We start from the raw sequence: 20,053 nt of genomic DNA, 5'->3' as shown, positions 1-20,053 counted from the left end.
AACCATCGGACTCGATACAACACAGAAACAGCCCCCCACCTGGTTCAGGTGAGGGGCTGTTCGCTGGCGGTGGCGGAGGGATTTGAACCCTCGGTACGGGGTAACCGTACACAGCATTTCGAGTGCTGCACCTTCGGCCGCTCGGACACGCCACCGCCGAAAACTGTACCGCAGGGCCGGGCTGAGCCAACAATCCGCTGGTCAGTCCGGCTGTGCAGACAGCCTTCGGCGGTGTGAGCGGCTCTTAGTGGCCGGTCAGCTTGTCTTTGAGGTTGTCGACCCCACCCTTGACGGCGTCGGCGGCGTCAGACACCTTCTGCTTCGCTCCGGCGCTGGCCTGATCGCCCTTGCCTTCGTTCTTGAGGTCGTGGTCGTTGGTCAGGCTTCCTGCGGCTTCTTTCCCGCGGCCCTTGAGATCTTCGGCCTTGTTCTTGGCATCGTCGGATACAGCCATGGATCCTCCTAGTTGACTCGATCTGTGACCAAGGTGCTTCACACGCGACTGTCGCGTGATGCATGAGTACCCACTGCTACTCGATCCCAATCGGATACCCGGGAGTTCGAGATCACCGCGTCTGCTGTGCCCTCACGAGGGCCGTTGACCAGCAAAAAAGTCTCGCAGGACCGCAGCACACTCGTCGGCGAGTACACCGCCGCGCACCTGAGGACGGTGGACGTTGCGTCGGTCGCGCACCACGTCCCACAAAGAGCCCACTGCCCCTGTCTTCGGCTCCCACGCACCGAACACCAGCCGATCGAGTCTGGCCAGGGTGATGGCGCCCGCACACATGGTGCACGGCTCGAGGGTCACGGCGATGGTGCAACCAGTGAGCCGCCATCCGTCGCCGACCAGGTCGACCGCTTTTCGGATGGCAAGGATCTCGGCGTGTGCGGTGGGATCGGAGGTCACCTCGCGTGCGTTTGCGGCCTGCGCGATGGCAGTGCCGTCGGAATCGAAGACCACCGCGCCCACGGGCACGTCTCTGGGGTCGGCCCCGGCGGCGGCCGCCAGTGCCGCCTCGATCATCTGCTCATCGGTACCCATGTCATCCGACTCACGAAAAGTGTTCAGTGACCGAGCTTCTCGAGCGTCTTCGACAACTCGTCCGCGAAACCGAGTCGGGCGGCGATCATCCCGATCTGTTCGTCGGCATACAGATCCGTGTCACCGACGATGATGCTCATCACCGAGTCCGGCAGACCGAGGTCGGCGAGGATGGCCAGATCGCCTTCTTCCCACGGTTCGACATCGTCGATGTCGTCGGGGTCGATGTCGGGGATCTCGACATTGAGCACGTCGAGTACATCGGCGGCGATGTCGTAGTCGATTGCCGCTGTGGCGTCCGAGATCAAGAGTTTCGTTCCCGAGGGCGACGGCCGCACGACGATGAAGAACTCGTCGTCCACGTCGAGCAGTCCGAACACCGCTCCGGCGCTGCGCAGGCCCCGCAGCCGATTCTCGGCTTCACCGAGTTCGGCCAGTGCACTGCGATCCATTGCGGTGAGGGTCCACTTGCCGTCCTCCCGGACGACCGCAATGGCGAAACCATCTACATCATCCGCACCTGCAGCTGCCATGCGGTCACGGTAGCGGTCGGCGCGGGTAAACCCAACTCTCTACGAGCAGCCGCGTGACCTGCGTACCGCCCGCATGTGCCAATCTGATCGGGTGACCGCGACCTCGCCACAGCCCCGGCCCTCTGTCTGTGTTCTGGGCCTGGGTTTGATCGGCGGTTCGTTGCTGCGGGCACTGGCCGCCACCGGTCGGCCGGCCTTCGGTTACAACCGCTCCGACGCCACCGTCGCCGCTGCTGCCGAGAGCGGGTTCGACGTGTCGACCGACCTCGTCGCGACCCTCGCCCGCGCAGCGCAGCAGTCGGCGTTGATAGTGATCGCGACGCCGGCTCCCACAGTTGCCGCGATCGTCGCGGCCGTCGCCGAGCACGCTCCCCGGTGTCCGCTGACCGATGTGGTGAGCGTGAAGCAGCCGGTCGCCGACGCGGTTCACGCGCAAGGACTCGGCAGTAACTTCGTGGGCGGCCACCCGATGGCGGGTTCGGCCGAATCGGGCTGGACTGCCACCGACCCCACTCTCTTCGACGGCGCGGTCTGGGTGGTGGCCACCGACGACGGCGCCGATCCCCACGTGTGGCGGACCGTTGCGCACCTCGCCCTCGAGGTCGGGTCCCGCGTGATCCCCGCCGCGTCCGATGAGCACGATCGCGCTGTCGCGGGCATTTCCCATCTACCTCATCTAATGGCCGCCGTGACCGCTGTGGTGGGCGCCGGCGAAGGTGAACTCGCGTTGCGGCTCGCGGCGGGCTCGTTTCGCGATGGGACACGCGTCGCCGGCACCAAACCCTCTGCGCAGCGGGCCATGCTCGAGGCGAACGACATCGCCTTGCTCAATGCACTCAGCGAGACCATCGATCGCCTCACCCGTGCCCGCGACCAACTGCGCGACGAGGGCTCGGTGGAGATCCTCGTCGAAGACGGTCACCGCGCACGCAGGCGCTACGAGCAGATCAACGCTTCCGGCGACGTGCCCGTCACCGACGTGGTTATTGGTTCCGATGGCTGGGAGGCGGCCCTGCGTGACGCCGCCCGCCGCGGCGGGGTGTGGACGGGTCAGACCCGTTCGGCCAACCCCGGGTAGTTGATGACAAAACCGTTGTCGTCGACGGTGAGGGTGGTGTCGGCCACCGGTGAGACCACTCCGACTCCATCGTCACCGGGTGTGTACTGCAGCGTCGCCGACTTCACCTCACCTGTGGGTAGATATAGGTAGGCAACGGGGACGGCAACCGGCGTGGCCGCGGGTTTGCCCAGGCCCAGCCTGCGGATCGGCAGAGCGTTGAAGAAGGGGCTGAGCGCCAGGTCGACGTCTTGTGCACCGCCGAAGTCGCTGCGTTCCATGCCGCGGGCAGTCTGGACCAGCCAGGTGTCCTCGCCGTCGCGGGTGATCGAGATCTGGGCGTCCCCACCCGCTCGCACGAGGTGCAGCGACAACCGCTTGGTGACACCGGCATCGTTGGTGACCAGGTCGTACGACGCGCTGAAGGCCTCACGATCGGCGGTTGCCGCAGCAACGATCCGGCCGTACGCCTTCACCCGATTCCCGGTGACCGCGACACGCACCTGCTCGAGCCGGTCCTCGCCTATCCCACGCCAGGTCATCACTGTCTTGAAGTCGCTGTTGTCAGAGACACCGGCCGACCCTGGCTGGAGCACGGTTGCCTCTTGGGACACGTCTGGGGAATTCACACCTTCAAGGTAGGCGACCAGACCCCATGTTTCCGAACCAATGGCACACATTGGCCGGGCCACCCCTTTGATCAGGCGGTGGACAGGTCAGGAGTGCGTCGCAGCCGTCCAGTACCTGGGACGGATGCCCAGCTGACACCTGCGAGGATGCCGTCGAGAATCAGGGCCAACAGCGTGACCAGCAGCGACCCCGCGATCATCGGCGGGTAGTCATAGGTGGCGAGGCCGTCGAAGATCGGGCGTCCGAGGCCACCCAAGCCGGCGTAGGCGGCGATGGCTGCAGTTGCCACCACCTGCAGCGTGGCGTTACGCAGGCCACCCAGGATGAGTGGGAGTGCGTTTGGTAACTCCACTTTGAGCAGCACCTGCAGATGGCTCAAGCCCATGGCCCGGGATGCGTCGACCACTGCCTTGTCGACATTGGCGACCCCCGCATAGGTACCGGCCAGCAGCGGCGGGATAGCGAGGAGTATCAGCGCGATGATCGTGGGGGTGAGTCCGAGACCCATCCACAAGATGAAGAGCAGCAGGAGACCCAGGGTCGGCAACGACCGCAGCACGTTCACCAGTCCCACCACCGCCACCTCACCCTTGCCGGTGTGACCGATGAGCAGACCGATCGGGACCGCGATCAACGCCGCGACCGCCACTGCGTAGAAGGTGTAGCCGATGTGTTGGCCGATCTCGACCAGCAATCCCTCCGAGTCCTCGGTACCGGTCCAGTTCGTTCCGGTGGTCAGGTAGCTGACGGTGTCGCTGAAGATGTTGCTCATGCCGGTGCCGCCTCTTTGGCCAGGTTCATCCGGCTACGTGCCAACCTGCCCGGCCCCCGGCCGACGCGTGCCCACGGGGTCAGCACCCGGCCGATCACCACGAGGACCAGATCGATCACCAGTGCGAGAACCACAACGGCGATGATCCCGGCCACGATCTCGTCGGTGTAGTTGCGGCTATAGCCTTCGGTGAACAACCGGCCCAGGCCGCCGAAGCCGATGACCGCACCTACCGACACCATCGAGATGTTGGTCACCGACACCACGCGAATGGTGGCGATGAGCACCGGGATCGACAGGGGCAGTTCCACCTTGAGCACGCGTTGCCACGGCTTGTATCCGATGGCCTTGGCGGCGTCGACAGCGGCCGGAGGCACGGCGTCGAGCGCTTCTGGAACCGAACGCACAAGCAGCGCAGTCGAATACAAGGCCAGCGCCACCATCACGTTGACGTCGGAGAGAATGCGCGTGTTGATCAGCGAGGGCAGCACGATGAACAGAGCGATGGACGGGATGGTGAAGATGATCGAGCCGATCACGATCGTCACCCGCCGGGCCGGCCGGGACCGGTACACCAGGAGACCCAGCGGAATCGCGATGACCAGGGCCACCGCCAACGGGATCATCGATAGTTTGATGTGTTCGAGCGTCAGTTCCCAGACCTTCGAGAAGTGGTCGAAGAGGTAGTTCATGATGCCGACTTGCGCTGCTGTTCGAGAGCAGCGAGGACGTCGGCGGCGCGGACCCCTCCGCTCACGGTCCCTTGGCCGTCCACCACCACACCGATTCCCGAGGGCGATGACAATGCGGCATCGAGTGCCTGGCGCAACGAGCCGGACTCACTGAACAGCGACCCACCAGCTGAGCAACTGTCGTACAGCGACGCCCCACCGGAATGCGCCCGCACTCCATCGGCGTCGACCCAACCGAACGGGGTTCCGTCCACCGTCACCAGCCGCCACTCGTCGGCGCCGAGGACCAGCCCGTCGATCTGCGGTTCGGTGATCGGTTCGAGCGGCTCGACCTTCACGTCCTGACCCGAATTGAACTGCAGCAGACGATAACCGCGGTCGCGACCGACAAACGAGGACACGAACTCGTCGGCGGGCGCGGCGAGCAGTCGCGCCGGGGTGTCGAATTGGCGCAGGACACCGCCTTTGCCGAAGATCGCGATCCGGTCGGCGAGCTTGACGGCCTCATCGATGTCGTGGGTGACGAAGACGATGGTCTTACGCAGCTCGGCCTGCAGTCGGAGCATCTCGTTCTGCAGGTCCTCGCGCACGACAGGATCGACAGCACTGAACGGCTCGTCCATCAGCAGGATGGCCGGATCTGCAGCCAGAGCTCTTGCCACACCGACACGTTGTTGCTGCCCGCCCGACAGCTGGCCCGGGTACCGGGTGGCCACGGTCGAGTCCAGACCGACCCGCTCGAGGAGTTCGAGCGCCGCACGCCTGGCCGCCTTGCGCGACTCGCCTTCCAGCACCGGGACGGTGGCCACGTTGTCGACCACACGCTGATGCGGCATCAGACCGGCGCTCTGGATCACGTAACCGATACCGCGTCGCAGCGTCACCGGGTTGGTGGTGCTCACGTCTTGTCCGTCCACCTTCACGGTGCCGGACGTCGGATCGATCATCCGGTTGATCATGCGCATCGAGGTGGTCTTGCCACATCCCGACGGACCCACAAAGGCCGTGAAGCTGCCTTCTTCGATCTCCAGGGTCAGGTTGTCGACCGCGGTGGTGCCGTCGGGGTAGGTCTTGGTCACCGCATCGAAGGTGATCATCGGCTTCCTTCCATCGGTCATCTCATGACCCCAGTTGCTTGTTGAGCCCGTGGTCTCTCACCCAGCGTTCTGCCGCGTCCTCGACTTCGAGTTTCTGTGTGCCCGAAACCATCTCGTTCAGGCTGCGGAGTTCTTCGACGGTCAGCTGTGCCGACACCGCGTCGAGCACCTTGCGTAGTTCCGGCGAGTCCTTCGACTTCGCCAGCACCGGCACGATGTTGTTGGCGGGGAAGTTGTGTTTCGGATCTTCCAGCACCACAAGGTTTTCCGTGGTTATCGCGGGCGTGGTGGTGTAGATGTCGGCGGCGGTGACCCGTCCGCTGGTCAGCTCGTTGATGGTGGCCTGGCCGCCGCTGTCGTTGTTGGGTTTGAAGTCCACGTCCAGCCCATAGTTTCGGCGTAGGCCCGGTACCCCCACCTCACGGGTGGCGAACTCGCTGTTGGCCATGAAGCTGACGGTCTCCGACTGCGCCACCCGCGCGAGGTCTGCGATGGACACCAGGTTCCATTTCTCTGCGCTCTGTCGGGTGACGGTCACCGAGTCCGAGTTGGATCCGGGGAGCGGCGTGTAGGTCAGCAGATCGTCACCGAGTACTGCGGGCAACGCATTCTCGATGTCGGGCAACGACGTCAGCGACGAGTACTTCGTCACCTCTTCCTCGGACAGGCCGGGAGCGGACGCTGCCAGATACTGGAGCAGGTTGCCGATGTAGTCGGGAGCGATGTCGATGTCACCGGCGCGCAGGGCGGGAAGGTAACGCTCACGGGTACCCGAGTTGAGCTGGTTCTCGGCCGTGAACCCGTTGGCCTCGAGAACGTCGATGTAGATCTGACCGATGATCTGGCTCTCCAGCACGCCCCCTGATCCGACGACGATGTGACGGGGATCGGGATCGCGCGATCCCGCACGGTTGAGGGGATCGAAACATCCTGCCACGACGGTCGCCAGCAGCATGACGATCAACGGCACCAGGGTGAGCCTGATCCAGGTCCGCCGGCGAGGGAGCGTTCGCATCTGTTCCATAAAACACCACCGCAGCGATGGCGTCAGCACGGCCGGCCGATTTCGTTCATGGTGAGCCGAACTCGACAGACCGACCGCTCAGAGTCGGTGGGCGCGGTACACGTGCGTCCGGTAGGGCAACACGATGACGCCGTCGCCGTCGGCCACGTCATCCGCCAACTCCTGCACCCTCGCCAGGATCCGGGCGCGTTCGGCCTCGGCCGCGGTGATGACATGACTACGCGACGCTGCCATCGCAACAAGCTGTTCCGATGTCATCCGACGCTCCCAGTCGAAGGCCTTGTGTTCCAACGGACCGAAGTGCGTTCGTAACCGGGGTCCTCCCCTAAGCACGAACAATTCGGCAGCGCTGGCGGACATGATGTCGGTGAGCACGGCCACCCACGGAACCGACTCGTCCCGGATGTTCCACACCAGGCCGATCCGTCCACCGGGCCGCAGTACCCGGGCGGCTTCGGCGGTCGCCGGCTCGGGCTGCACCCAGTGCCAGGCCTGGCCGTAGGTCAGGACATCGGCCACCGAGTCGTCGAGTGTCGTCTGCTCGGCAGTGCCCGATACCGAGTGCACCGTCGGCAATGCCGAAGACAACGCGTCGAGCATCACCCGATCGGGCTCCACCGCGATCACCGTCCGTCCCGGCGAGAGGAGCGACGCGGTGAGTTTGCCTGTGCCGGCACCGATGTCGACGACCACTCGGGCGTCGGACGGAACGAGATGGGCGATCGCCGCTTCCGGATAGTCCGGCCGGCCCTTGCTGTACGACTCTGCCTCGCGACCGAACGACGTGGCCATCCGCGCTTGCCTGTCAGGGTCGGTCATTGCCACGACGTCCTGTCCCTGGTTGCGCTCACCACCACGTACGGGGCCGCGAAGGTCACCGAGCCGTCGGCGTGCGCGAGATCACCGAACACGTCCCGAAAACCGTTGACAACCTGCTGACCTCGTTCGTCGTCGATCATGGACAGCAGGTTGACGTGCACCGGGGACTCATTGGTCACCAGATGCATCGCCTCGTCCACGGAACCGAACTGCCACAGATGGTCGCGCTCGTCCACCACAACATCGATGAAGCCATCGGCCAGCCGCTGCTCGATGGCGGCCAGGTCGGCCCACGATTCGGGCGACACGTCACCGAACTGCGGCGCGGGCGACGGGCCGAGTACGTCGGCGATCGGAGCGAACAGCGGCTGCTCCGATCCCGACGCCCACGCGGTGTACGCGAATGTGCCGCCGGGCTCCAGCAATCTGCGGACCTCGGTGATCTGAGGTTCTGGCTGCACGAAGATGATGCCCACGCTGGAGAGCACCACGTCGGCCGGTGGCAGTCCGGTCGCGCTCGCGTCCGCACACACCCACCGGATGTCGAGGCCCGAACGTGCCGCCTCCACCTCTGCTTCTTCGAGCAGTTCGACGGTCAGGTCGACCCCCGTGACCTGCGCCCCTTCACGGGCGCAGAGCAGTGCCGCGCTGCCGGTTCCGCAGGCGAGGTCGTAGACGACCGCACCGGCCAAGGGGGTACGACGACCGGCAACGGCCACCAGGTCCCCCGCGAGCGGGACGAGGTGATCTGCCACCGTCCGGTACCGGCCCCGAGCCCATGGAGTGCTCATGAGCCGAGATGGACGCAGACCGCCAACACACCCTTCTCGTCGGCGACGACCTTCCCGTCGACCTTGATAGAGCACGTCACGTCATTGCCGTCGATCGAAAATGCACTGAGCTGCAACGTATCCGGCGCGCGGTCGATGGTCTTGGTCCACGGCGTGCGGGGATCGGACTCGGTCTTCTCGCCGTCACGATCGCTGTACAGGATCAGCATCGCCGAGCCGGTCACCTCGTACTCGACCGTTCCCGATGTCGAACCCGTGGTGGTGGTTTCCGTGGTGGTGGTGTCGTCGGTTTCGCGGGTGGTTGTCGTCTCCGTGGTCGTTGTCGCCGAGGTGGACGTCGCCGATGGGGAGTCGTTGTCGGAATCCCCCATCAGAGCCAGGGCCGCAAACGCTCCGCCGGCGACGACGATCAGTACGACCACCACGCCCAGGATGATCAGCAGGGCTTTCTTGCTGCCCCCATCGTCGGGCCCGTTCGGGGGACCGCCGTAGCCGCCTCCGTACGGAGGCTCTCCGTATGGAGGTCCGCCACCATAAGGGTTGTTGCCGTAGGGATTGTTCGGGTCGTACGGCTCCCCGTACGCGGGCTGACCTTGCGGACCGTAGGCGGGCGGGCCATACGCCGGTTCGCCGTATTGGTCACCGCCGTACTGGGGACCGCCGTACTGGGGACCGCCGTACTGGGGCGTCGAGCCGGATCCGTACGCCGGCATCTGGCTGGTGCCGCTGGGACCACCCTGGCCCGGCTGGTCCGGAGGCTGACCCCAGTACGGCTGTTGCGGTTGCCGAGGATCCTGGCCGCCCCAGTACGGTTCATCCGGCTTGTTGGGATCGTTCCCGTATCCAGGCCCCATACGTTTTGCTCCTCAGCTCGGCCGTCAGGAGTCAAACACTACCGGCGCGGCGTACGCAGGCCTAGAAACAGTTTCTCCGTATACGGGCACGGCAAACGGTACGATCAAAGCGCTTCGCGGGCGTCGAAAAGCACCGCGTCTCATCCAACGCGATGGAGTTCAAATGTCGAACGAACGTGGATTGATCGCTCCCGCATATACCGGCCGGCTCGCTGTCGAGGGTGTCCCGGCCCTGAGAATTCCGGACGATTCGATGGAACCGGAAATCGCGTACCGCTTCATCCACGATGAATTGATGCTCGACGGCAATTCGCGCCTCAATCTGGCTACATTTGTGACCACTTGGATGGATCCGCAGGCCGAGCGATTGATGGCCGAGACCTTCGACAAGAACATGATCGACAAAGATGAATATCCGCTGACTGCGGCCATCGAATCCCGGTGTGTGAGCATGGTCGCCGATCTGTTCCACGCTCCCGGACTCGACCCCGAGGACGCATCGACGGCCACCGGCGCCTCCACCATCGGCTCATCGGAGGCCGTGATGCTCGGCGGGCTCGCCCTCAAATGGCGCTGGCGCGAGAAGAAGACGGGTGGCACACCGAACCTCGTCCTCGGCAGCAACGTTCAAGTGGTCTGGGAGAAGTTCTGCCGTTATTTCGAGGTCGAACCGCGCTATCTGCCGATGGAGGAGGGTCGCTACGTCATCACCCCCGAGCAGGTGACCGAGGCGGTGGACGAGAACACTATCGGCGTCGTGGTGATCGCCGGGACCACGTACACAGGCGAACTCGAACCGGTCAAAGAGGTCGCCGCCGCCCTGGACAAGCTCGCGAGCGACGGCGGCCCGGACATCCCGATCCACGTCGACGCGGCCAGTGGTGGTTTCGTACTGCCGTTCCTGCATCCCGATGTGGAATGGGACTTCCGGGTGCCGCGCGTGGTGTCGATCAACGTCAGCGGGCACAAGTACGGACTCACTTATCCCGGAGTCGGTTTCGTGGTCTGGCGTGGCAAGGAGCACCTCGCCGAGGACCTGGTGTTCCGCGTCAATTACCTCGGCGGCGACATGCCCACCTTCACTCTCAACTTCTCGCGTCCCGGCAATCAGGTCATCGGCCAGTACTACAACTTCCTGCGACTCGGGCGCGCCGGCTACACCGACATCATGAAGGCGCTGTCGAGCACAGCCCAATGGTTTGCCGGGCAGATCGCCGAGGAAGAAGAGATCGACGTCCTGACCGACGGTTCGGCGATACCGGTCGTGACGTTCAAGCTGAATGATCCCTGCCCGTTCACGGTCTTCGACATCTCCCATGGTCTCCGGGTGTACGGCTGGCAGGTACCGGCCTACACGATGCCCGACGACGCCACGGACGTCGCCGTTCTCAGGGTCGTGGTGCGAGAGGGGTTCTCGCGCGACATGGCTCGCGTCCTGCACCAGCACCTCGTCGAGGTGATGAACGGACTGCGCAAGATACAAGCCGGCGGCCACATGGAAAGCCAGCATTTCGCCCACTGATTTTCAGGCGCAATTAGATGTGTCCTGAGTCACAGTTTTGTCGACGGGATTCCACCTCTCGCGACAATCGAGTCATTGTGGACGGAGCCGACACCATCCCCTCCCGGTGATTGGCCCGGGCTCTTTGCGCTCTCCGGTCGTTAATTTCGCATGTTCTTTTATTAACTCACCAGCAATTACTCATTGACCTGCGACAAGTAGGCGTCTCTCGTGCGACGGTCAGGGCAGTTGGCCAAGTGGCCAGCTGTCCAACCCATCCAGGGAGAACAAAATGCATTTGTCGACATGCCCACCGGTCACCACCCGAAAGCAGAGCGGTTTCGCAGCACGGGGGTTTGGAGCATGAAGGATCCGAAGCTGATGCTGAGTGTTGCCAATGCCATCGAGGAGCGCGCCGACTGGACCCGCACCATCCAAGGTGTCTCCGTCGGCATGTGGTTTGCCGTCGCGGTCCGTCCCGGCGCGTGCGGGTCACTTCTCAGCGGTATGGCCGCCATGTATTTCCCGGAAACCGAAGTGTTCGGCGACCCGGGTAAGGCGTTCTACGCCGCGGTGCAGGAGGCCCTGGTGATGAGTTGACCCACAGCCGGCCGTGCGATCGCCTCGGTGAGGAATGTGTTGCCTGATCGCCGACCATCGCGCCGCTGACTCTCGCAGCATGGCATGGACCACAACGAGGTGGTCCGATGTCATCCTCGAACTCCGTTCCCGCAGGATCACCTGGGACCGGAGGCGGTGACGCACGGCCGAAATCGTCCGAGCACGCTGGCGCAGGTGCCAGATCACTGATTATCTCTTAGGCTGACTCAACACCACACGTTGAGGAGAATGCCGATGGTCGACAAGGGCAGGGAGTCGACTGCATCCGACATCCCTCCGTCGGGCGCCGACGAGTCCGCGGGCGGAGCGGTCGCGGAGGCGGTCGCCGCGGTCCACCTCGACGACCACCGCTTCGAGATCCCGAGCCGGTTGGCCACAGAGATCTTCGACCAACTCGACGCGTCCATCGACACCACGCGCGCTGTCATGCTCACGCTGACCGACGATGCGTGCATCATGATCGCGCCCGACGACCCGATGGTCATCTTCGTTCAACGCGATGTGGTCGACACCGGTGCGTGATTCGCCGACGGGTGGTCATCGAAGGTTCTGGGTACAGGCCCGATATGACCCCAGCAGCGAGCACAGCGGACCAGTACTTCGACGTTCTGGTCATCGGCGGCGGTAACGCCGGGATCAGCGCCGCGGCCCGGTTGATCAAGAAGGGGATCACCGACGTCGCCGTCATCGAGCCTCAGAGGGTCCACACCTATCGGCCACTGCTGTCGTATGTGGGCGGCGGGCAGGCCACGTTGAACGACGCCGAACGAACCCAGCGATCGGTGACCCCCGAGCAGTGCACATGGGTACAGGACACAGCGATCTCGGTTGATGCGCCGTCGCAGACGGTGCTGTGCGCGTCCGGCCGTACCTACCGATACCGAGACCTGGTTCTCGGGCCCGGGCTCGTCCCGGATGCTGACGCACTACCCGGTGTCGACGCGGCCCTCGAATCCTCTGCTGTCGCCAGCAATTACGTGGACCGGGCCGAGGAGACTTGGGAGTTGGTCAAGACCATGCCCGCTCGGGGACGGGCCGTGTTCACCGTGCCTCGCGCGCCGGTGAGCTGTACCGGCACGACGCTCAAACCACTCTTCCTGGCCGCAGCCCACTGGCAGAAGACCGGCCGACTACCCGGGGTCGACATCTCCCTGGTGATTGACCGTCCCGAGTTGCTGGGTGTTCCCGACCTCGACGGCCGGCTGTACAGCCTTCTGGCCGACCTCGACGTGCGGGTGTTGCGCAATACAGCGGTCACCGAGCTCGATCCGGAGGGGCGGCAGATATCGGTGACGGGCGCCACCGGGTCGGTCGAACGACTGCCCTACGACGTGCTTCACCTGGTCCCGCCGTTCCGTGGGCCCCTGTGGGTCGAGTTGTCAGGACTTTCCGGCGCCGATCCCCGCGGTCTTGTCGACATCGACCCCCATACATTCCGTCATCACACGTATCCCGACATCTGGGGTGCCGGAGACGGGGCCGCGGTGGCCACTGACCCGTCCGGCGGTGCGCTGCGCCGGCAGATCGCGATCCTCGTCGACAACCTGATCGCTGCCCGTGAAGGAAAAGCGTTGGCGGAGTACGACGGATACACAGTCGCGCCCGTCGCCATCGACGGGCACAGGCTGATCGCCGGCGAGTTCGACAGGGCCGGCACCGTCGAATCATCGTTACCGTCGTTTGTCGACCCGCTCAAACCGCGACGATCGGCATGGGCCTTCGACCGCTACGGACTGCCGCAGATGTACTGGAACCTGATTCTCAAGGGTCGGCTCTGAGGTCGGAATGGGCTGCGGTGCGGACCATTCCGAGCGACACCGGCTCAGAGGTCGGGCAACGTCCACCAGCTGCCGAGTTCTTCATCGAAGGAATCCGGCGAATACCTGCCGAGCCCACTCATCGGATAGGCGGTGGTTTCGCCGAACCACACGTGTCCGTCGACGTCGTACAGATCGACTCGGAGGAAATCGAACCCGTGCGCGATGCGTTCGGCGATCGCGATCATCTCCGAGAGGTGAGGCGGCGCAGGCACCAGCGGGACATCCTCTGCCCCGGGATGCGTCGCGACCCGATTCCATGAGGTGTCGTAATACGAGGCCCGCGGATCTGCGACTCGGTCGGAGACCACCAGCACGTATCGCGCCACGCCTGCGAAGACGAAGAACTTGTAGTCCGAGGGGAGGGCATCGGATGTACCGATCCGCTCTTCGACCAGGATCCGCGGCGTGGCCCGGCTGTACCCCCACTCGCCCATCAGCTGCCAGTTCTCGTTGTCGAGCCACCCGTCGGTCCGGGCGAGCAGGTCGTCGATGTCGGGTTGCCCAAGGCCCACGATGATCTTGCCGAACCGGTGTGCCGGCTTGAGGATCCACCGATCGGGCAGATCGACCGAGCCCAGGTCCCGCAGATCGGTTCCCGCCCACAGGGTCTGCGGAACCCTCACAGAATCACCGGCGGCGGCAGACGCCAGTTCTTTCATGGCCAACTTGTCGCACGTCGGGGCCAGCAACTCGCGGCGGTCGTGGCGCACTCGCCAGTTGACCTTGTCGGTGAAACGTTGCGGATTCCGCAGACGCGGCAGGCGTCGGTGAAGGGCACCATAGAACAGAATTCGTCTCGGTGTCAGTGGAATTCGCATGATCGCGGCGAGCGCGACCCGCGCTACGGTGGTGTCAGACATCGGCATCAGACTAGCCCCCTATGGCGGAAGAGGATTACTTTGCAGGACATCACGATCCGGGATTGGTTCGACAGCTGGCGTCAGCTGATCGTCGACGTCGACTACGACAAGGCCCGCACGATGTTCGCCCCCGACGTCGTCGGCTTCGGGACCTACATGCGACTGGTCCGAGGCATCGACGAGTTGGAGAACGAGCAATGGCGTTCCATCTGGGGCCGTATCACCGAGTTCCGTTTCGATCTGGATTCGATGGTGACCGGCACGTCTGACGACAACCTCACCGGCTGGGGCCTGTGCCTGTGGACCTCCACCGGTTACACCGAGAACGGGACGCCGTTCGAACGGCCGGGCCGCTCGACGGTCTTGCTGAACCGATCCGACGTCGACCAACCGTGGCAGGCGATTCACACTCATCTCTCGCTCGTTCCCGGCACACCGCCGCGCACCTTCGGGCTCCCGCCCGCCGGCTGAGCCCACTCGAAACCGTTGCGGCCGTCCGTTCCTCGGTACCTGCTCAACCCGCAGCGGCTGCCGCTCACCGTGGGTGGGATCTTCGCAGCGGCCGTCCAGCTGATTGCCAGGTTGTCGATCAAGACTGATGTCATCCGGTTCGACGACTGAACCGGATGAATCGAGGAGGCAACATGACACAGCGCAGGCAAAGTGATTCGACACCGACCTACGAGGGTCGCCGACTGCCCCGGCCTGCCGACGAGGTGGTCGACCAGGGGTTGGCTTTCGACGTGGATACGTTGTTCAGTCGGCGCAGGATGCTGGCAGTGTTCGGATTGGGTGCAGCCACCGTCGGATTGGCGGCGTGCGGAGGGTCGAGCAATTCGAACTCGGCCACCGGCTCGGCGACGACGCCTGCATCGACCACGACAAGCGCTGGATCATCGACGGCACTGACCGAAATTCCTGACGAGACCGCAGGCCCGTACCCCGGGGACGGGTCCAACGGCCCCGACGTACTCGAACAGAGCGGTATCGTCCGCACCGACATCCGCTCGAGCTTCGGCGACTTCAGCGGCACTGCCGACGGGGTGCCGATGACCTTGCAGCTGACGGTCTCCGACCTCGCCAACGGAGGTGTCCCACTGCAGGGCGCAGCTGTGTACGTCTGGCACTGCACACGCGAAGGTGGGTATTCGCTGTACTCGGAAGGGGTCACCGACCAGAACTTCCTGCGAGGCGTCCAGATAGCCGACGCCGACGGAAAGGTCGAGTACACCAGCATCTTTCCCGCTTGTTACAGCGGCCGCTGGCCCCACATCCATTTCGAGGTCTATCCCGACCAGAACAGCATCACCGATTCCACCAATGCCATCGCCACCTCGCAGATCGCGCTTCCACAGAACGTGTGCGACGCCGTCTATGCGACCGCCGGGTATGAGAATTCCGTGGGCAACCTCGCCCGGGTCGGGCTCGACAGTGACAACGTCTTCGGGGACGATTCCGGTGCCACCCAGCTGGCCTCGGTGACCGGCGACGTCACCAGCGGTTACACGGTTGCCCTCGCCGTGGGGGTGGACGCCACCACGCAGCCCACCGGCGGCCAGATGCCCGGGGGCGGTGCCCCACCCCGAGGAATGCCGAACGGTGGCCCGATGGGCTAGCTCGTGCGACCGTCCACCAGCGCATCACGAAGCTGCAGGACCGCCGCTTTGACCCAGATGTTGGCCCCGAGCCCGCCGTGGCTGTCGAGGTAACTGCTGCAGAGCTCGGGCATCGTCGGTGCGTACACGGCCAGCTGTGCGTTCACTGCCGCATGCAACGTCGCCGAACTCACTGTCGCCGAGGCAGGACAGTGCCGGTCGATGAGGGCCATGTACTCGGTGAGCATCTCCGACGTCACGCTGCCCATCTGCTCGCCGGACGCGGCCGATGCCACTTCTTCGGGTAATTCAGCCAGCATGATCAGCGCCAACGGGTTGTCCGCCACTGTGAGCGCACGAGGTTGGGTCATACGTTCAGTGTGCACGTGACCACTCGAAATGCATATCGATTCGCACGGGCAGACAGGGTGGGGCGACGCGGGCGCCTTGCCGTGTCACCGATTCTTAGGCAGTGTTGGGGCATGAGCGAAAACACGAAGGTCACAGTCGAACGCACCATCGATGCGCCCGTCGACGCAGTTTTCGACGTTCTCTCCAACCCCGAACGCCACCAAGAGCTCGATGGCTCGGGGTTCATCCGTGGCGTGGACCACGCCGATCGGATCCAGCAGGTCGGCGAGGTGTTCACCATGAACATGCAGGGCGACCACATGGGCGGCGAGTACAAGACCGACAACCACGTCTCCGGTTACGCGAAGGACAAGTTGCTGGCATGGAAGACCGCACCCGCCGGTACGGAACCTCCCGGCTGGGAATGGCTGTGGGAGTTGGAGTCTCAGGGCCCCAACGAGACGCTGGTCCGGCACACGTACGACTGGTCCAAGGTCACCGACAAGAAGCTCCTCGAGCAGGTGAAGTTCCCGCTCGTCACCGAGGACCAGTTGACCGACACTCTTGCGCGACTGGCCGCCGCGACTGCTTCCTGACCTGCGCGCCAGGGATTTCGGCAGCGAGGACCTCGCGTTATCGACGGGACTCGGCGCTCGGCCGCGAATGTCCCGACGGCCTGCCTCGAAGGAAGCTATATGCTGGGCTTCGTGTTCTTCATCTTCGGTTTCGGCACCAAGCAGAAACACCTCGGCCCGGGGCAAACCCACACATGCCCTCACTGCCACAACACCACGCAGTGGGCACGGATCCGGCAGTACCAGCAATTCACGTTGTTCTTCATCCCGATCGCGCGTTGGAAGCGGCGCCAATTCGAGCAATGTGGCGTCTGCGGCATCGTCGCCGCGGTGTGAGTGATCAGATCGTTCCGCCCGAAGAAGTGATGGGCCAGCCGATCTCGGTTGTCCCGTCTTGGCCGGGAGTGCCTTCCAGGTAGGTTTCCCGCACCGGACCGGGTGCGCCGATACCGTGTTCGTTGACGTAGCCGCCGAGGTCTGCGTACACCTCGCCGATGGTCGCATCGTTGCCCCGGTGCGTCGCCACCGCCAGCGTCGCGGCGGGCAGTGATTCCAGTACGACCGGGCCGCCTTCGGGCGGTGCACTCGAGGGCGCAACCGGTTGAAAGAGGGCGCATTCGCCGTGTTCGTCCAGGAACAACTCGGTCGACCACAGTCCACCGCGCGGCCCATCGGTGGTGATGCTCGATCGCATGACAACGTCATCGAGGCCCGCGTTGGCACTTGTGAACCAAGCACCCAGATCAGCCAGATCGACGGTGTCGCGGATGACCAACGCAGACATGCTCGCGATGTCACGTCGTTCGATCCGCACCGGCTGTGTGTGGTCCGTCAACAATCGACGTAAAGACTCCACCGCGGACTGTGTGTGCGCCAGCCGTTCTTCCATACGCTGCAGATGGTCGGCGATGATGGCGTTCTTTGCTTCTTCGCCGGATGCCTGCAGCGCTCGGTGGATGTCCTCGACAGGCATGTCGAGCGAGCGGAGATGGTGGATGACCCGTGCATCCTCGATCTGTCCTCGACCGTAGTAGCGGTACTGGTTGTTCGGGTCCACGGCAGCGGGTTCGAGCAGGCCCACACGGTGATAGAACCTGAGCGCTTTGGCACTGAGACGCGTCGCGCGGCTGAAGTCACCGATGGTCATCAAACTGGGCACCACCTCAGTCTCCCCCTTCCCCAGAGGAGAATCGCAACCTTCGCGGTGACGTCGCCGGGCAGTTGACCTTCCCCTGAGGGGAACGGCCAGGGTGGGGTCTGCAACCAACCTCACGCCCGAAAGGAACCATCGAGATGACATCCGAAACCACTGACCTGCCAACCGCCGTAACCGAGTACCTCCAGGCGGCCCCGGACGCCGATCCCGCGGCCCTAGCGGACCTGTTCACCGAGGACGCCATCGTGGTCGACGACGGGAAGACCTACCGGGGTCGCGGCGAAATCGCCTCCTGGCGTTCAGAAGTCGCACGTTCGTTCACGTACACCACAACGCGGTTGCGAACCGAAGGGCATGCCGACGCAATCGTTGTGATCAACCGCATCGAAGGAGACTTCCCAGGCGGCCGAATCGACCTGGCGAACCGGTTCACGATGGACAAAGCGAAACGGATCAGCGCCTTGACGATCGCGCCGGCGACGGAGGGCTAGCTCACAAAGACTATGGCCGCGTTCCGCGCCGCCGCCGATTCACGCCGACCCACCCGACCGCGGCGAGGACAAGTCCACCTGCGACAACCAGCAGCGGCAACGGGACTGCCGCCGTCACCCTCGTCCACCAGCTGCTCGTGGCCGGGACCTCATCGGCGGCATCGAGCAGTGGGGTCGGCGTGGCGGGGTTCGGCGGCCGTGGTGGTCCGAAGTCCCGTTCGAGTACACCCCTCACGTCGGACGGCGACAGTGTGGCCGGCCCCATGCACAGGTTGCTCTCCCAGCCGCGGCCCACTCCTTCGCTGAGGCCGGCGTCGACGAAGAGCAGGTAGTCACGGCCAAGCTCGAACTTCCCGCCGCAGGAACCACCATCGGGTGCGGTGCCCACAACGGTGACAGCGTCCACCTCCCCCTTGAACACCTCGGCCACAGCGAACTCGTAGATGTCATCTGACCCGGACGACGCCTTGCCAGTGGCTCGGGCGAGAAAGACACCATCCGCGTTCGATGCGGCTTCCTCCGTCGTGTATCCACGGCAGCTGCACGCACAGGCCGGCCCGGCCGCACCTGCCGAAACCGCCAACGAGACGAGCGCTCCACAGAGCGCAACGGCGATCAGTCGCGGAATGGACGGCCGGAGCCGGTGCATGCGGCTGAGCCGCGGCCTGGGTTCTTCACTCATCATGAGCCGATCACCGGGCTGGTGCGGATCACCAACGCTCCGCTCAGCATGGCATCACCACAACCACCTGCGGGCCCCTTCATCGACCGCAAACGAATGACTTTGCAAGCTGCTGGCGCGGAACGAATCCGGCCACCTCGGTACCGGCGCAGACATTGCACTCGTCGCAATCCTCCGAAAAGGATTCGCAATTATTCTTGTGACTGCTGCCACATCGTGCTACTCATGTTACATAGAAACAGTTCTCGTATCACTGGACCAGTCGGGGTGGCAGAAAATATGTCCACAACCAACAGAATGCCGCACTGGCGCGAGAACTGATCAGCACAGCAGGGGGATCAATGAACGCTCTTCAACCGTGGCATATCGTTTTCGTCGTTGTTGTTTTCCTGATTCTCTTCGGATCGAGAAAACTACCCGACGCCGCACGCGGACTCGGCCGCTCGATGCGTATTTTCAAGAGCGAGATCAGCGAGATGAACAACGACGACAAACCCGCCGGAGATACTGCATCACAACCTGATTCGCATCCCGCTCTGGACAGCGGCGATGCCGTGCGGACAGGTACCGACCCGCACCACAATAGCCGAATGCAACGGCCCGCGTAGGTCACGATTCCCGGCCCAGAACCGTAACAGATACGAAAGGAGAAACGTGCTGTCAACATTCTTTTACCTCATCGAAGTCATCGGAAACACTTTCGGCGTTATCGCGCAGGCTGTAGCAACCGGAAGCGCCGGATGAGCAAGCCCGTATCGCAGGCCGCCACAGATATACGGCGGCCTGCGGTGCGGACGCAGCCAGAACTACGAGGGCAGGCAATGTCTTCCGCTTTTGAACCCGTCTCGGTGAACACTCCGCCGCCGTCGCCGACCCGGTCGACGACCGAAGATCCAGAGATGTACAGCCACGGCAGCCCCGCCACTGGCAGCCCGTTGAGATCGCTGATGGCCACGCGACGCAATGTGGCCCACTGGTTGTTTCCCCGGCGACTGTCCGAGTGACCTTCCATCCCGCGAGCAGCCCAGCCTGCGGTCATTGTGGGAGTTCCTGACTGCACTGCCCGCGCAGGCGACTACGCCGGCCA

General features: G+C 64.1%; 27 protein-coding genes and 1 tRNA gene. 11 read left to right on the top strand and 17 right to left on the bottom strand.

Going from position 1 to position 20,053, the window contains the following annotated elements; genetic code table 11:
* Window positions 1–64: 64 nt before the first annotated feature.
* The 4 genes from CSW57_RS01025 to CSW57_RS01010 all read right to left on the bottom strand — a co-directional run bounded on the left by CSW57_RS01025 (window position 65) and on the right by CSW57_RS01010 (window position 1,578).
* A tRNA-Ser gene (locus tag CSW57_RS01025) sits at window positions 65–155 on the bottom strand.
* Window positions 156–244: 89 nt separating this feature from the next.
* Window positions 245–454, bottom strand: coding sequence for a CsbD family protein (locus CSW57_RS01020; RefSeq protein WP_023956656.1), 210 nt, complete (start codon window positions 452–454; stop codon window positions 245–247).
* Between the two features lie 132 nt (window positions 455–586).
* Window positions 587–1,045, bottom strand: coding sequence for a nucleoside deaminase (locus CSW57_RS01015; protein WP_099381088.1), 459 nt, complete (start codon window positions 1,043–1,045; stop codon window positions 587–589).
* 23 nt (window positions 1,046–1,068) lie between these two features.
* Window positions 1,069–1,578, bottom strand: a complete 510-nt coding sequence (locus CSW57_RS01010) for a tRNA adenosine deaminase-associated protein (protein ID WP_099381087.1) — start codon at window positions 1,576–1,578, stop codon at window positions 1,069–1,071.
* 73 nt (window positions 1,579–1,651) lie between these two features.
* Between CSW57_RS01010 and CSW57_RS01005 the strand changes: the two genes are divergently transcribed.
* Window positions 1,652–2,656 carry a prephenate dehydrogenase gene (locus CSW57_RS01005; RefSeq protein WP_099381086.1) on the top strand — a complete coding sequence of 335 codons (1,005 nt, stop codon included), beginning with the start codon at window positions 1,652–1,654 and terminating at the stop codon, window positions 2,654–2,656.
* Here the strand turns inward: CSW57_RS01005 and CSW57_RS01000 are convergent.
* The 8 genes from CSW57_RS01000 to CSW57_RS24605 form a co-directional block, all read right to left on the bottom strand.
* The gene (locus tag CSW57_RS01000; RefSeq protein ID WP_370623920.1) at window positions 2,629–3,177 is read right to left on the bottom strand and encodes a putative glycolipid-binding domain-containing protein; all 549 of its coding nucleotides are present in this window, start codon (window positions 3,175–3,177) and stop codon (window positions 2,629–2,631) included. The two genes, CSW57_RS01005 and CSW57_RS01000, sit on opposite strands and share 28 nt — an antisense overlap.
* 158 nt (window positions 3,178–3,335) lie before the next feature.
* Window positions 3,336–4,037: an ABC transporter permease gene (locus CSW57_RS00995; protein WP_099381084.1), complete on the bottom strand. Its 702-nt coding sequence runs from the start codon at window positions 4,035–4,037 to the stop codon at window positions 3,336–3,338.
* Window positions 4,034–4,729: an ABC transporter permease gene (locus tag CSW57_RS00990; protein ID WP_023956668.1), complete on the bottom strand. Its 696-nt coding sequence runs from the start codon at window positions 4,727–4,729 to the stop codon at window positions 4,034–4,036. Before CSW57_RS00990 ends, CSW57_RS00995 begins: the two co-directional genes overlap by 4 nt.
* Entirely contained in the window at window positions 4,726–5,826 is a 1,101-nt protein-coding gene (locus CSW57_RS00985; protein WP_099381083.1) for an ABC transporter ATP-binding protein, read from the bottom strand. The genes CSW57_RS00990 and CSW57_RS00985 overlap by 4 nt, the downstream gene beginning before the upstream one ends.
* A gap of 22 nt (window positions 5,827–5,848) precedes the next feature.
* On the bottom strand, window positions 5,849–6,841 hold the full coding sequence (locus CSW57_RS00980) for an ABC transporter substrate-binding protein (RefSeq protein ID WP_099381947.1): 993 nt from the start codon (window positions 6,839–6,841) through the stop codon (window positions 5,849–5,851).
* A gap of 87 nt (window positions 6,842–6,928) precedes the next feature.
* Window positions 6,929–7,669, bottom strand: a complete 741-nt coding sequence (locus CSW57_RS00975; RefSeq protein WP_223248972.1) for a class I SAM-dependent methyltransferase — start codon at window positions 7,667–7,669, stop codon at window positions 6,929–6,931.
* Window positions 7,666–8,460, bottom strand: coding sequence for a class I SAM-dependent methyltransferase (locus CSW57_RS00970; RefSeq protein WP_099381081.1), 795 nt, complete (start codon window positions 8,458–8,460; stop codon window positions 7,666–7,668). The genes CSW57_RS00975 and CSW57_RS00970 overlap by 4 nt, the downstream gene beginning before the upstream one ends.
* Window positions 8,457–9,314, bottom strand: coding sequence for a hypothetical protein (locus tag CSW57_RS24605; RefSeq protein ID WP_099381080.1), 858 nt, complete (start codon window positions 9,312–9,314; stop codon window positions 8,457–8,459). The genes CSW57_RS00970 and CSW57_RS24605 overlap by 4 nt, the downstream gene beginning before the upstream one ends.
* A gap of 163 nt (window positions 9,315–9,477) precedes the next feature.
* Between CSW57_RS24605 and CSW57_RS00960 the strand changes: the two genes are divergently transcribed.
* The 4 genes from CSW57_RS00960 (at window position 9,478) to CSW57_RS00945 (ending at window position 13,214) form a co-directional block, all read left to right on the top strand.
* Window positions 9,478–10,836: a glutamate decarboxylase gene (locus CSW57_RS00960; RefSeq protein ID WP_099381079.1), complete on the top strand. Its 1,359-nt coding sequence runs from the start codon at window positions 9,478–9,480 to the stop codon at window positions 10,834–10,836.
* A 342-nt stretch (window positions 10,837–11,178) separates the two neighbouring features.
* Window positions 11,179–11,415, top strand: coding sequence for a hypothetical protein (locus CSW57_RS00955; protein WP_099381078.1), 237 nt, complete (start codon window positions 11,179–11,181; stop codon window positions 11,413–11,415).
* Between the two features lie 255 nt (window positions 11,416–11,670).
* The gene (locus tag CSW57_RS00950) at window positions 11,671–11,958 is read left to right on the top strand and encodes a hypothetical protein (protein ID WP_143696443.1); all 288 of its coding nucleotides are present in this window, start codon (window positions 11,671–11,673) and stop codon (window positions 11,956–11,958) included.
* A 44-nt stretch (window positions 11,959–12,002) separates the two neighbouring features.
* The gene (locus CSW57_RS00945; RefSeq protein WP_099381076.1) at window positions 12,003–13,214 is read left to right on the top strand and encodes an NAD(P)/FAD-dependent oxidoreductase; all 1,212 of its coding nucleotides are present in this window, start codon (window positions 12,003–12,005) and stop codon (window positions 13,212–13,214) included.
* 44 nt (window positions 13,215–13,258) lie between these two features.
* Here the strand turns inward: CSW57_RS00945 and CSW57_RS00940 are convergent, their stop codons facing one another.
* Window positions 13,259–14,116 (bottom strand): ATP-grasp fold amidoligase family protein, encoded by an 858-nt coding sequence (locus tag CSW57_RS00940; protein WP_223248971.1) that lies wholly within the window; start codon window positions 14,114–14,116, stop codon window positions 13,259–13,261.
* Between the two features lie 39 nt (window positions 14,117–14,155).
* On the opposite strand from CSW57_RS00940, the gene CSW57_RS00935 reads away from it, so the two are divergent.
* On the top strand, window positions 14,156–14,587 hold the full coding sequence (locus tag CSW57_RS00935) for a YybH family protein (protein WP_189339096.1): 432 nt from the start codon (window positions 14,156–14,158) through the stop codon (window positions 14,585–14,587).
* A 173-nt stretch (window positions 14,588–14,760) separates the two neighbouring features.
* Window positions 14,761–15,732 carry an intradiol ring-cleavage dioxygenase gene (locus CSW57_RS00930; RefSeq protein WP_099381074.1) on the top strand — a complete coding sequence of 324 codons (972 nt, stop codon included), beginning with the start codon at window positions 14,761–14,763 and terminating at the stop codon, window positions 15,730–15,732.
* On the opposite strand, the gene CSW57_RS00925 is transcribed toward CSW57_RS00930, so the two are convergent.
* The gene (locus tag CSW57_RS00925; protein WP_099381073.1) at window positions 15,729–16,082 is read right to left on the bottom strand and encodes a hypothetical protein; all 354 of its coding nucleotides are present in this window, start codon (window positions 16,080–16,082) and stop codon (window positions 15,729–15,731) included. The two genes, CSW57_RS00930 and CSW57_RS00925, sit on opposite strands and share 4 nt — an antisense overlap.
* 111 nt (window positions 16,083–16,193) lie before the next feature.
* Between CSW57_RS00925 and CSW57_RS00920 the strand changes: the two genes are divergently transcribed.
* Together CSW57_RS00920 and CSW57_RS00915 are read left to right on the top strand one after the other, a co-directional pair.
* Window positions 16,194–16,658: an SRPBCC domain-containing protein gene (locus CSW57_RS00920; protein WP_030168645.1), complete on the top strand. Its 465-nt coding sequence runs from the start codon at window positions 16,194–16,196 to the stop codon at window positions 16,656–16,658.
* 99 nt (window positions 16,659–16,757) lie between these two features.
* Window positions 16,758–16,973 carry a zinc-ribbon domain-containing protein gene (locus tag CSW57_RS00915; protein WP_099381072.1) on the top strand — a complete coding sequence of 72 codons (216 nt, stop codon included), beginning with the start codon at window positions 16,758–16,760 and terminating at the stop codon, window positions 16,971–16,973.
* Between the two features lie 4 nt (window positions 16,974–16,977).
* Here CSW57_RS00915 and CSW57_RS00910 read toward each other — a convergent pair whose 3' ends face one another.
* The gene (locus tag CSW57_RS00910) at window positions 16,978–17,796 is read right to left on the bottom strand and encodes a MerR family transcriptional regulator (RefSeq protein ID WP_189339095.1); all 819 of its coding nucleotides are present in this window, start codon (window positions 17,794–17,796) and stop codon (window positions 16,978–16,980) included.
* A gap of 134 nt (window positions 17,797–17,930) precedes the next feature.
* Here CSW57_RS00910 and CSW57_RS00905 point away from each other — a divergent pair, with 134 nt between their 5' ends.
* On the top strand, window positions 17,931–18,284 hold the full coding sequence (locus CSW57_RS00905) for a DUF4440 domain-containing protein (protein WP_099381070.1): 354 nt from the start codon (window positions 17,931–17,933) through the stop codon (window positions 18,282–18,284).
* A 10-nt stretch (window positions 18,285–18,294) separates the two neighbouring features.
* On the opposite strand, the gene CSW57_RS00900 is transcribed toward CSW57_RS00905, so the two are convergent.
* A complete protein-coding gene (locus CSW57_RS00900) occupies window positions 18,295–18,969 on the bottom strand; it encodes a hypothetical protein (RefSeq protein WP_099381069.1) in 675 nt (224 codons plus the stop codon).
* 338 nt (window positions 18,970–19,307) lie between these two features.
* Here CSW57_RS00900 and tatA point away from each other — a divergent pair, with 338 nt between their 5' ends.
* Window positions 19,308–19,574, top strand: a complete 267-nt coding sequence (tatA, locus tag CSW57_RS00895; protein WP_099381068.1) for a Sec-independent protein translocase subunit TatA — start codon at window positions 19,308–19,310, stop codon at window positions 19,572–19,574.
* 98 nt (window positions 19,575–19,672) lie between these two features.
* On the opposite strand, the gene CSW57_RS24205 is transcribed toward tatA, so the two are convergent.
* Entirely contained in the window at window positions 19,673–20,005 is a 333-nt protein-coding gene (locus CSW57_RS24205) for a hypothetical protein (protein WP_143696441.1), read from the bottom strand.
* Window positions 20,006–20,053 lie beyond the last annotated feature (48 nt).

Origin of the sequence: Williamsia muralis (assembly GCF_002735905.1) — a bacterium.
GTDB classification, from domain to species: domain Bacteria; phylum Actinomycetota; class Actinomycetes; order Mycobacteriales; family Mycobacteriaceae; genus Williamsia; species Williamsia muralis_A.
This window is presented reverse-complemented; position numbering and strand designations above follow the sequence as displayed.

Coding starts and splice junctions, on each gene's coding strand:
- CSW57_RS00905 (WP_099381070.1), top strand. CDS start 17,931: ATGACATCCGAAACCACTGACCTGCCAACCGCCGTAACCGAGTACCTC.
- CSW57_RS24605 (WP_099381080.1), bottom strand. CDS start 9,314: ATGGGGCCTGGATACGGGAACGATCCCAACAAGCCGGATGAACCGTAC.
- CSW57_RS01020 (WP_023956656.1), bottom strand. CDS start 454: ATGGCTGTATCCGACGATGCCAAGAACAAGGCCGAAGATCTCAAGGGC.
- CSW57_RS00950 (WP_143696443.1), top strand. CDS start 11,671: ATGGTCGACAAGGGCAGGGAGTCGACTGCATCCGACATCCCTCCGTCG.
- CSW57_RS00955 (WP_099381078.1), top strand. CDS start 11,179: ATGAAGGATCCGAAGCTGATGCTGAGTGTTGCCAATGCCATCGAGGAG.
- CSW57_RS00920 (WP_030168645.1), top strand. CDS start 16,194: ATGAGCGAAAACACGAAGGTCACAGTCGAACGCACCATCGATGCGCCC.
- CSW57_RS00945 (WP_099381076.1), top strand. CDS start 12,003: ATGACCCCAGCAGCGAGCACAGCGGACCAGTACTTCGACGTTCTGGTC.
- tatA (WP_099381068.1), top strand. CDS start 19,308: ATGAACGCTCTTCAACCGTGGCATATCGTTTTCGTCGTTGTTGTTTTC.
- CSW57_RS00930 (WP_099381074.1), top strand. CDS start 14,761: ATGACACAGCGCAGGCAAAGTGATTCGACACCGACCTACGAGGGTCGC.
- CSW57_RS01010 (WP_099381087.1), bottom strand. CDS start 1,578: ATGGCAGCTGCAGGTGCGGATGATGTAGATGGTTTCGCCATTGCGGTC.
- CSW57_RS00985 (WP_099381083.1), bottom strand. CDS start 5,826: ATGATCACCTTCGATGCGGTGACCAAGACCTACCCCGACGGCACCACC.
- CSW57_RS00975 (WP_223248972.1), bottom strand. CDS start 7,669: ATGACCGACCCTGACAGGCAAGCGCGGATGGCCACGTCGTTCGGTCGC.
- CSW57_RS00960 (WP_099381079.1), top strand. CDS start 9,478: ATGTCGAACGAACGTGGATTGATCGCTCCCGCATATACCGGCCGGCTC.
- CSW57_RS01015 (WP_099381088.1), bottom strand. CDS start 1,045: ATGGGTACCGATGAGCAGATGATCGAGGCGGCACTGGCGGCCGCCGCC.
- CSW57_RS24205 (WP_143696441.1), bottom strand. CDS start 20,005: ATGACCGCAGGCTGGGCTGCTCGCGGGATGGAAGGTCACTCGGACAGT.
- CSW57_RS00995 (WP_099381084.1), bottom strand. CDS start 4,037: ATGAGCAACATCTTCAGCGACACCGTCAGCTACCTGACCACCGGAACG.
- CSW57_RS00990 (WP_023956668.1), bottom strand. CDS start 4,729: ATGAACTACCTCTTCGACCACTTCTCGAAGGTCTGGGAACTGACGCTC.
- CSW57_RS01005 (WP_099381086.1), top strand. CDS start 1,652: ATGTGCCAATCTGATCGGGTGACCGCGACCTCGCCACAGCCCCGGCCC.
- CSW57_RS00925 (WP_099381073.1), bottom strand. CDS start 16,082: ATGACCCAACCTCGTGCGCTCACAGTGGCGGACAACCCGTTGGCGCTG.
- CSW57_RS01000 (WP_370623920.1), bottom strand. CDS start 3,177: ATGACCTGGCGTGGGATAGGCGAGGACCGGCTCGAGCAGGTGCGTGTC.
- CSW57_RS00940 (WP_223248971.1), bottom strand. CDS start 14,116: ATGTCTGACACCACCGTAGCGCGGGTCGCGCTCGCCGCGATCATGCGA.
- CSW57_RS00900 (WP_099381069.1), bottom strand. CDS start 18,969: ATGATGAGTGAAGAACCCAGGCCGCGGCTCAGCCGCATGCACCGGCTC.
- CSW57_RS00980 (WP_099381947.1), bottom strand. CDS start 6,841: ATGCGAACGCTCCCTCGCCGGCGGACCTGGATCAGGCTCACCCTGGTG.
- CSW57_RS00915 (WP_099381072.1), top strand. CDS start 16,758: ATGCTGGGCTTCGTGTTCTTCATCTTCGGTTTCGGCACCAAGCAGAAA.
- CSW57_RS00970 (WP_099381081.1), bottom strand. CDS start 8,460: ATGAGCACTCCATGGGCTCGGGGCCGGTACCGGACGGTGGCAGATCAC.